This window comes from Lyngbya sp. CCAP 1446/10 (assembly GCF_026130175.1).
Classification (GTDB): domain Bacteria; phylum Cyanobacteriota; class Cyanobacteriia; order Cyanobacteriales; family Microcoleaceae; genus Microcoleus.
In genome coordinates, this window is the sequence record NZ_JAIGNI010000065.1 from 23,718 (window position 1) to 31,609 (window position 7,892).

The 7,892-nt window shown below is 48.1% G+C and carries 2 protein-coding genes; both read left to right on the plus strand.

Translation table 11 applies throughout. The features are described from left to right. Nucleotides 1-95 precede the first annotated feature (95 nt). Nucleotides 96-6,806, plus strand: coding sequence for a translocation/assembly module TamB domain-containing protein (locus K4039_RS22395; RefSeq protein WP_265238678.1), 6,711 nt, complete (start codon nucleotides 96-98; stop codon nucleotides 6,804-6,806). Between the two features lie 222 nt (nucleotides 6,807-7,028). After that, nucleotides 7,029-7,394, plus strand: coding sequence for a hypothetical protein (locus tag K4039_RS22400; RefSeq protein ID WP_265238680.1), 366 nt, complete (start codon nucleotides 7,029-7,031; stop codon nucleotides 7,392-7,394). The last annotated feature ends 498 nt before the right edge of the window (nucleotides 7,395-7,892 follow it).

Consider the following 7,892-nt stretch of genomic DNA (forward strand, 5'->3'; position numbering starts at 1 on the left):
TCCGTGGAGCGAATCCGCTGCCGAACTTCCTTCTCCTGTCTCAAATCGGCTGATGTCCTCAATCCCTGAATTCTCACAAGCTCTGAGAAACACCCATGACTAACTCGGACGATGACAAAAAACAACTTGCACCCCATCCTCAGCGCCGCTGGTGGCGTATCCTGCTGCTTAGCGGTACGGGAGTGGGCATTCTCGGCCTGGTTGGGGCGGTGGCCGCACGGGAGTGGGTGCGGGAAAAGTTAGCTCCTTTGGTGGCATCTGAGGTCAGTCAGACACTGAAGCGGCCAGTGCAAATTGGCAGCTTGGAGCGATTTACTCCGACGAGTTTGCGGTTTGGTCGATCGAGCGTACCTGCAACGGCTACCGATCCAGATTATGCTTCCACAGAAGCAGTGGAAGTGCAATTTTCAATCTGGCAACTGCTGTTCAATCGCACCCTAAAATTAGATATTACCTTAGTTAAACCCAGCGCTTATATCGAACAGGACGCTCAAGGCCGCTGGGTTAATATTCCCACCTCCGAGCCAAAACCTGCGGGTTTATTTAAAACTGAAATTGAGGCAATTCGAGTTGAAAATGTCGGCGCAGTTTTGGTACCGAGTCCCGCAGTCGGGCAAAAAACTTCGGCTCCGATTTCCGTAACTCTGAAAAATGGCAGCGCTCTATTTCGCGAGCAAAATCAGCGCGTTCTCTACGAATTTAACGGTCAGTTTACTAATAATGACAATTTTGCAGTCAAGGCGGATTCTCTATTGCCTGCGGCTCAAACTAACGTGCTATTGCAAGCGCAAAACTTACCTTTATCCGACATCACTCGCTTGCTGAAAGTTTCCGGCGTTTCTCTCCAAAAAGGTCTGGCAAATAGCAATTTAACCGTGCAAGTCCGAGACAATAAATTATCTGGAATTACTGGGGTGGCGAGTTTTGCAGGAGTGCAGGCAAGTATCAAACCGCTGAAACAGATTATCCAAAATAGTAGCGGTCAATTGCGGTTTCAGGAAACTAATGTGATTGTCGATAATTTGACTGGTAATTACGGTTTAATTCCTTTTCAAATAGCAGGAACAGTGGCAACTGGAGCTAATTTTAATACCGAACAAGCTAGATTCAATCTAATAACTAATGTGCCACCGATAGCTGTGGCAAGTGTTGTCAGTGCGGTGGAAACAGAGTTAGGGCAGAAAGTTGTATTACCAGTTGCTGTGGCGGGAGAAGTTAAGGCGGATGCTAAGCTAACTGGAACCGTTGCAAATCCAGTATTGGTAGGTACGATCGCCTCGACAAAACCCCCTACAGTCGATCGCCTACAATTAAACAATGTTAGCACTAATTTTAAACTGGAACGGGGGAGAATAGCTCAAACTCCAACTCCAAATTCTCCATCGTCAACTGGGCAGTTTTCCTCTTTGGCTTTGACATTGAGCGATATTTTGGTAGTGCCGGCGGCGGGTGGTAAAATTGGCGGGAAAGGTGAAGTATATCTCGCGTCGGGAAGTGAGAATTCGCGATCGGGTTTGGTGTTTGATTTGCAAGCGGAAAATGTACCCGGAGATGCGATCGCCCAAATTTACGCTGTCCCAATTCCTGCTACTCTTAAAATTGGCAATGTCTCCGCAAAAGCTCAAGTTTTCGGCCCCTTAGACAACATTCAAGGTATAGCTAAATGGCAAGCACCGCAAGGGACTTTTCCCGCGAATGGCGAAATTAGAGCAGACCGCAATTCGGCGGACTTGCAAAATACAGTTGTGAAAATTGGCGACGCTGCTGTGAATGTTGACGCGGCGCTCAAAGACCGTCAGTGGGAAGCTATAATCAAGGGCGATCGCGTGGCTATAAATAGTTTACAGCAAGTCGTACCGGGACTTGATTTACCTCCTGAATTAGCAGGTTTGTTCACCGGAACCGCCGAAGCAGCGGGAACTCTGGACGATTTGAGTTTAAATGGTATTGCTGCTAGGGGCAAAGGAACGTTGAATCTTGCTGACAGTATTGTTAATGTTAATGGCAAACTCGAATCCGGTCAATGGCAAGCTTCTGGGCAGACAGAAAAAGTTGCTCTCAATCGCTTAATTGATATTGGATTGCCATTTTTAGCCCTGGAACAGCCCGCCAATTCTAACAGATCACCCGCCACCAATCTCGAAAATCTCAAATCCAAAATTCAAAATCTCAAATCGTTAGACGGACAGCTAGCAGGTGAATTTCAAGCGGCGGGAAATGTTAACAATTTAACCGCTAGTGGCATCAATTTGATCGCCAACGGCAGGCTCAATATTGCCGATAGCAATGTCAATCTCAAAGGAGAATTGGCAGCGGGAAATTGGCAAGCAACCGCAGGAACCGATCGCACTTCCATCAGTCGCTTGGTAGATTTAGGATTGCCGCTGTTAGATGTGGCTTCGGCCTTCAATCCCGAAAATCAACAAAATAGCAATCTAAGATCCAAAATCCAAAATCTAAAATCGATTGATGGCCAGCTATCGAGTCAATTTACCGCTTCGGGAAATCTTGACAATTTGACGGCTAGCGCAATCGATGTCAGTGGCAGAGGCCAACTAAATCTGGGCGGCAGCAATGTCAATTTCAAAGGAGGATTAGCGGGGGGAAATTGGGAGGGAATCGCAGAAACCGATCGCACTTCCATCAGCAGCCTGGTAAATTTAGGGTTGCCACTGTTAGATGTAGGCTTAGCTTTCACCGCTGACAATCCCCAAGTTGTAGCCAACATCAACAATCTAAAATCCAAAATCCAAAATCTCAAATCGCTTGACGGACAAATATCTAATCAAATTCAAGCAGCCGGAAGTCTTGGTAAATCAAGCGTCGCCGATGTTTCTGTAAACAGCAGCGGTAAACTGAATATTGCTGACGGTACTGTTGATTTTAAGGGAAAATTAGATGCTGGACGCTGGCAAGCTGTCGCGGATCTCGATCGAGTTATTCTCAGCCGCTTAGAAAAAACAGTCCGCGATACTCAACTGTTTAACCTGACGGCGACTTTACCCAAAGGATTTGACGGCAGAGTTAACGGCCAATTTCAAGCAGCGGGCAGTTTGGATAATTTGACAGCTAAAGGAATTCGTGCTAGTGGGGAAGGACGGGTTTTGGTCGATCGACTAGGGGCGATCGATACTACAGCCACATTGGAAAACGGCAACTTAGAAGCATTGCTGGAAACCAACGGAGTTACAGTCAGCAATTTAGAACAAACCCTCAAACAAACAGGTTTACTGACAACCAATTTACCGCCAGAAATTGCTGGAACCCTCGACGGGAAAGTCCGAATTTTAGGCAGTGTAGATAATTTAACTGCCAACGGCATCACCGCCAAGGGCGACGGACAAATTCGACTCGCCAACGGTGGCGGAGTTGTCAACGCCATAGCTAGCGCCGCCTCCGGGAATTGGCGCGCCTCAATCGAAGGCGACCAAATTGCCTTAAGTCGCTTCCAGAAAGCCTTTGAAGCCCAGCGCCAAAGCTTGCAAGCCAGCAGTTTAGTCTCGCAAGCCCAAAATCTCCCGCTATTGCGAGGCATATTTAACGGCAATGTCAATTTATCCGGCCCGATTGCCGCTGCTTCGGCCCAAACTGTTCGCGCCGGCGGCAGTTTCCGCATCTCCGAATTGCCGTTTTTGAAACAACCTTTTGAGGCAGTATTTAATTGGGACGGGAAGCGGGTAGAAATAGAAAAAGCTGCAACTCCGGGTTTGACAGCCAACGGTTTTGTGAATGTCGAACTCGAAGGTAAAGGATTACCCTCAATTTCCAACTTAGATTTGGATGTAAAACTCTCCAACTTTAACCTGGAATCCTTGCCAGCAGAACAGTTGGCATTTTTGAGACCAATTGGTCTCAAAAATTCTTCAGAGAAAAATCAGCCTGTCCGTGGCAATGTCGATTTCACGGGCCGCCTCACCGGAACTCTTACCGCCCTCAGCTTGGTTGGCGATGTGGAAGTGCGGAATTTAGCAGTAAATCAAGTTGAATTCGATCCTGTACTGGCGGGGACTGTGAGTGCGAGTTCGGATAAAAGTGTAGACTTGCGTTTGGCCGGTCGCCAAGACAAAATTGAAGTCGCTTTAAATTCATCTTTTCTGCCGACATCTTTCTTAGTTCAACGGGGAGAATCCGTAGCCCGCGGCCAAACTGAGGGAGAAACTTTGCGAGTCAATTTAAGCGATTTTCCTTTGGCTGCTTTGAATCTCACGCCGGGGAAAGATGTCGGTTTGGGGCCGATAACTGGTACGGTTTCGGGACAAGTAAATGTGCCCGGTTGGAAGATGCCGTTAAATCCGCAGACTTTGCAAGCAAATGGACAAATTTCGATCGCCCAACCTGCGATCGGCTACATTAAAGGTGACAGTTTTCAAGCCGAATTCAGCTATGCTAACGGCAGCGCCACTCTGACAAACGGCATCTTCCGCCAAGGTACCGGTCAATACTTAATTTCGGGCAATGTGAAAACCGGCGCAAACCCAGAATTTGCCGGGAAAGTTAACATCCAGCAGGGCAACTTGCAACAGGTTTTAGTCGCTTTACAATATTTCAATTTAGGCGATTTAGCCAGAGGCCTCAAACCTCCGGTTTACGCTAGCGCCGCCGATGTGCAAACTGTAGCAGTCGGAGAACCGGAAGCCCCGCTAATCGAACAGTTGCGCCGTTTGGCAGAAATTGAAGTGCTTTTGCAGCAGCGGCAGGAGGTGATTGCAGAATCGCAAACATTGCCCCCGCTATCTGAATTGCAGGGGACTTTTGGCGGGGAAATTTCTGTCGCCGGTTCTTTGCGAACGGGCGTGCAAGCTCAATTTAACGTTGCGGGCGATAATTGGCAGTGGGGAAAATATGTCGCTGAAAAGTTCAGCATTGAGGGCGGTTTTCAGGACGGGATTTTAACTATTTTACCTCTGGAAATTCGATCGGGCAAAAGTACGATCGGCTTTTCGGGACAACTGGGGCAAAAAGGTCAATCCGGGCAGTTGCGAATCGAAAATGTGCCGGTGGAAAAGGTAGCCGAACTGGTAGAATTGCCCTTTGTCGATGTCACCGGAAATTTGAATTTGCGGGCGAACTTGGCCGGCAGTTTGGAAAACCCGCAGGCCACCGGAGAATTGAGTTTGGTTGACGGTACGCTAAATGGAGAACCGATTAAACAAGCCGACGGCAGTTTTAGTTACAGCAACGCCCGCCTCAATTTTGGCGGCAGCGCTTTGGTGACTCAAATCGAACCGATTGAGGTTCAGGGAAGTTTGCCTTTTGAGTTGCCGTTTGCTGCTGTGAAAGCTGACAGCAATCAAATTGATTTGAGGGCGAATTTGAAAAATGAAGGATTGGCAATTATTAATGTCTTGACTCCGCAAGTTGCTTGGGTTAGCGGCAAGGGACAGGTGCAAATTCGTGTCGGAGGGACGCTGCAAGAGCCTGTAGCGCAAGGAATTGCAAATTTTGAAAATGCAACCGTCCGGGCGAACGCCTTTCCAGAACCGCTGACAGGGCTGACTGGGACGGTGCGCTTTGAGGGCGATCGAATTCGGGTAGAAGGAATTCGGGGACAGTTGAGTAAGGGAGAAGTTGTGGCGCAGGGCGTGATTCCGCTGTCGGTGCCCTTTGCCGAGGGCGATGTCGATGCAGCGAATCCTTTGGCTGTCAATCTCGACAAGCTGGCCTTGAATCTTAAAGGATTGTATAGCGGCGGCGCAGTCGGTCAAATCCAAGCCAGGGGCACGGCTTTTCGGCCGCGCTTGAGCGGTAACATTGAACTCTACGACGGCGAAGTATTTCTCCCAAGTGCGGGCGGCGGCAAGACTCAGTTAGTTTCTTCGCCTTCCGATTCTCCTTCCACACCTGCGACAGAAGCTTCGCCTTCCGATTCTCCTTCCACACCTGCGGCATCTCCTTCGCCTTCCGATTCTCCTTCCACGCCTTCGGCTTCTCCTTCCCCTTCCTTTGATGTTGCCTTCAACGATTTGCAACTGAAGTTGGGCCGGGGAGTGCGGGTAACGAGTGCGCCGATATTGAGTTTTCAGGCGACTGGGGGTTTGACGGTGAATGGAACTTTAGATGACCTTCGCCCTGTGGGTACGATTCGGTTGACTTCCGGGGCGGTGAATTTGTTTACCACGCAGTTTAAGCTTGATAAGGGATACCCGCAAACTGCTACCTTTGTAGCGGGACAAGGACTCGATCCGACGCTGGATGTGAGATTAGCAACTTCGGTACAGGAAGTAACGCGGTTCCGCACTCCGGGAACATCTGTCGCCTCTGAAATAGCCGACGAACCGACAAGTTTCGGCAGCGTGCGGAGTGTCCGAATTCAAGCGTTAGTGCAGGGTAAAGCTTCTCAATTGGCGGAAAGTCTGGAGTTGAGGAGTTCTCCAAGTCGATCGGAAACAGAGATTGTAGCGCTACTAGGTGGCAGTTTCGTACAGACTTTAGGACAGGGAGATAGTACACTGGCGATCGCCAATTTAGCCGGTGCAGGATTATTAAACAACCTGCAATCCGTGATTACCAACGCCACCGGATTGAGCGAATTCCGGTTGTTTCCGACTCGAATTAGGGGTAATGAAGGTCAAACAGCCAGTTCCAGTTCAGGGGTCGCATCCGGCGCAGGTTCCCTCGGTATAGGCTTAGAAGTCGGGGCCGATATCACGCGCAATCTTTCAGCATCAATCATTCGAGTATTGTCAGCAAATCAGCCAACAGAATTCAATATGCGGTATCGTTTAAACGACAAAATATTGCTCAGAGGTTCAACCAATTTCCAAGGAGACAATCGCGTCACCGCCGAATACGAATTGAGATTTTAGTCATTAGTCATTAGTCATTAGTCATTAATTGTCATGTTCCCAGAAACCGGGTTTCTTCCGATATATTTTGCCACCAACCCTGATTGTGTAAGAAACCCGGTTTCTGACGCTTTGCAATATTCCCAATTCTCAATTACCAATTTCCCAATAATTTGCTATAATAGTAACAGCAGAAAATTAGTCTTGCCAACCCCGCACAAAAGATTATAGGAGTTAAGTCAAATGGCAAACAAACTCCAAGTGAACACACAGGCGATCGGCTACAGCGACTTTTACTGGAACCGATTTAGTCCCAGAGTAGCAACTATCAGTAGCATCCGCAACGCCAACCACTGGGACGGCGGATATATCACCTACATTGCATTTCCCACGAAAGTAGAAGCCACAGCAGCAATGAAATATTTACTGCTGCATCAAAAAGCCGCCGATGTCGATATGCGCAAAGCCAAGCGAATGAAAGAAAAAGGCATTCGTTGGGAACTCAAGATTCGGGGATTAGCATTTAACGAAGTGTTGAAATGTGCAACTATGGACATAACCGGAAACCTAGTTATGTCACCTGAAACGACTACTCAAGCCCTAGGCTAATAGCTGCATTTAGATAATTTGTAAGGGCGGTGTTCCGTGTCCGTCCTAATTCCAGATTTCTCTCTTATAGCGGTTCTCAAGCGTGGTGAGGTATGCCCTATGCCCTATGCCCACGGAGGCTAGCCCTGTCAAGGTGTGTGCTGAGCTTGGTCTGGAAGTCCTGTCAGTAGGTTAGTCTGGATGGTGTATTCCGAAGAACACTTGCGCAGACTGGGAATAGGATAAGCGAGGAAAAAGTTGATGCCGGAAACAATATTTGGCGTTGCTTAATCAGGGTATGAAAAAGAATTAGGCAAAAATCCAGAAGCTTTGTGGACAATGGTTTTTATGATTTGCATATTTAGCCGTTCATACCGTAAATCAGCAACGCCCAATATTTGACAGATTTGTCCAAAAAACTCCCATCACCCTCATGGTGCGAGGTGTAATGGAGCGTATATTGGCGAGAGAGCAAATGGACATCATCTTTGAGAAAAATGCTCTCTCGCCAATATATGC

What these genes read in the sequence shown, in the direction of transcription:
- K4039_RS22400 (WP_265238680.1), top strand. Translation starts at nt 7,029, where the DNA reads ATGGCAAACAAACTCCAAGTGAACACACAGGCGATCGGCTACAGCGAC.
- K4039_RS22395 (WP_265238678.1), top strand. Translation starts at nt 96, where the DNA reads ATGACTAACTCGGACGATGACAAAAAACAACTTGCACCCCATCCTCAG.